Source organism: Halococcus thailandensis JCM 13552, from assembly GCF_000336715.1.
In the GTDB taxonomy this organism is placed as follows: Archaea; Halobacteriota; Halobacteria; order Halobacteriales; family Halococcaceae; genus Halococcus; species Halococcus thailandensis.
In genome coordinates, this window is record NZ_AOMF01000058.1 from 1 (window position 1) to 2,219 (window position 2,219).

1 protein-coding gene and 1 pseudogene are annotated in these 2,219 nt (G+C 48.5%); both read left to right on the forward strand.

Annotated features, from left to right (window positions below; all coding sequences use genetic code 11):
- The first annotated feature begins 298 nt into the window (after positions 1-298).
- Complete coding sequence (locus C451_RS20585) at positions 299-1,510, forward strand: Cdc6/Cdc18 family protein (RefSeq protein ID WP_007737370.1); 1,212 nt, start codon at positions 299-301, stop codon at positions 1,508-1,510.
- 77 nt (positions 1,511-1,587) lie between these two features.
- A pseudogene (locus tag C451_RS23080) lies at positions 1,588-2,219 on the forward strand (hypothetical protein); the annotation flags it as partial.

Consider the following 2,219-nt stretch of genomic DNA (forward strand, 5'->3'; position numbering starts at 1 on the left):
TGCTGTCCCTGCTGGCGACCTGCCGCCAGCAGGGACGCAATCCCTACGAAGAGTTCAAGCGAATCGCCCGAAACAACAAGATGATTTCACGAGCTCAGGCTGTACCCGCTGTTGCATCCTCGGGGTAAACACGTACTCGGGTTGTATTCACTCACTCGTTATGAGGTGTGTGTGTGAGGGTGGTGGATGTATATAAATGAGCGTGAAAGGTATTCTTAGGCTCTCTTAGCCACATCTATAAGTGCTCACTCGGTACGAGGGTCGATATCTTTAACTAGGATGGGTATCTGGCTAAGGTATGGTCGACGCCGACGACATCTTCGGTGGAGGAGAAATATTCCGTCGTCGAGAGTTACTTCGAGTTGGACACGTTCCGGAACTAGATCGAGTTGTAGGAAGAGATGACGAAATAACCGAGATGGGACGTGCACTCGGCCCAGGAACTCGTGGAGGTCCCCCAGATTCCATAGTAATATATGGAAAAACAGGGACCGGCAAGTCACTTGTTTCGCGGTGTACAACACGAGAAGCTCAACGACAAGCGCAAGAGAACGGAGCAACTCTTCAATATGGCTATGTCGACTGTTCAGACTACACAACAGAAACACAGGCGAGCAGAGAATTAGCGCAGCAGCTCGCTGAGAATATAGACACAGACCACAACATCCCTAGAAAGGGAGTTGGAGCAGCTACTTATCGAGATATGACTTGGGAGATGCTCAACAAACACAATGTGGATTCGTTTGTTGCAATCCTCGATGAAATTGATAAGTTAGAAGATGACGAACTTCTCCGAAGTCTTTCTCGAGCTAAGGAAAGTGGAAAAGCAAGTTGCCACATCGGGGTGATCTGTATCAGTAACAAAGTTGAATACAAAGAGCGCCTTGATCAGCGAGTACATTCGAGTCTTCAGGACAACGAACTTATATTTAACCCATACGACCCGGACCAACTCCGTTCTATTCTAAACAATCGACGTGAAGCCTTCCAAGAGGGAGTTTTAGAGGATGGTGTAGTACCGAAAACGGCAGCTCTCGCTGGACGAGAACATGGAGACGCACGTAAAGCAGTAGATATGCTATATGAAGCTGGAAGACTAGCAGAGAAAGATGGTCTAACTACTGTAAGCGAATCTCACATTGACGCAGCACTCACCAAGGCAGAAGTTAATCGCGTAAAGCAGCTTATCAGTGGTTCACCGCCACATGTTAAGTACATACTCCAAGCTTTGGCACTTCTAACCAAAAGCAGAAATACTTCGACCTTCCGCACATCAGAGATATACGAGTTCTATCAGCGGCTCGTTGATCGAGAGGGAATGGATTCAATATCACAGGATCGTGTTTATCGTCTACTCAAAGAACAGGCGTTCCTTGGTCTCTTGGAAGCAAACCACACAGGTGGTGGTGACTATGAGGGCGCATATCTTGAGCACACTCTTATTAGTGAGCCAGAAGTCGTTTTGAATGCACTCGACAACTCGCCCTTGGACACACCTCGCAACGAGTGAGATAGAAGGCCATATATCTGCGAATTACCTAATCATAGGAATATAGAAATTAAATATTTATCAAACGTAAATTAAAAATGCCAGAATCCACACCAGCCTCACCACGACACGATACGATCAGAGCATGGGAAGTCGCACTCAATCCTCGGGAATCAACCGGGGTCGAACTCACTGATGTCTTCCAGCGCGGATACAACACGTACCTCGAAAACGGCGAACGCAACGAAACGAGGATGCTTGCTGACGTCGAGGAATTCGTTCTCAGGGCGATCGATGATCAGCCCAGCTACCAGGATGTCAAAGAAAATCCCTCGGTCGCCCCAGACATGCCCGGACGGTTAGTCGTCTTCGGAACAATGGGCACTATCGTGCTCTTAGAGAACCCTGAACTCAAACAGTACCATCGGGAGATCATCTGCCACGAACTCGTCGAAGAACTGTTTTACAAGCATCTACTGGCCGGTGTGATGCAGTATGACGGCGGGAACTATGAACTACAGCGATTAGCAGCTGAGATTCTCTACAAACGCGATCATGACGACGAATACGGCAGTCCTCCTGGGAGAGTCGTCACCGACATCACACCCATGCCAGAATGGCATGAGGACATGGTATACAGAGCGTGTCATAGAAAGCGTCACGTGCGAGGTTGCAGGGTGTGGGAATTGTGTCCAACAACGCCCAGACCCTGCAAAACGTCACTTCTGTC

What these genes read in the sequence shown, in the direction of transcription:
- C451_RS20585 (WP_007737370.1), top strand. Translation starts at nt 299, where the DNA reads ATGGTCGACGCCGACGACATCTTCGGTGGAGGAGAAATATTCCGTCGT.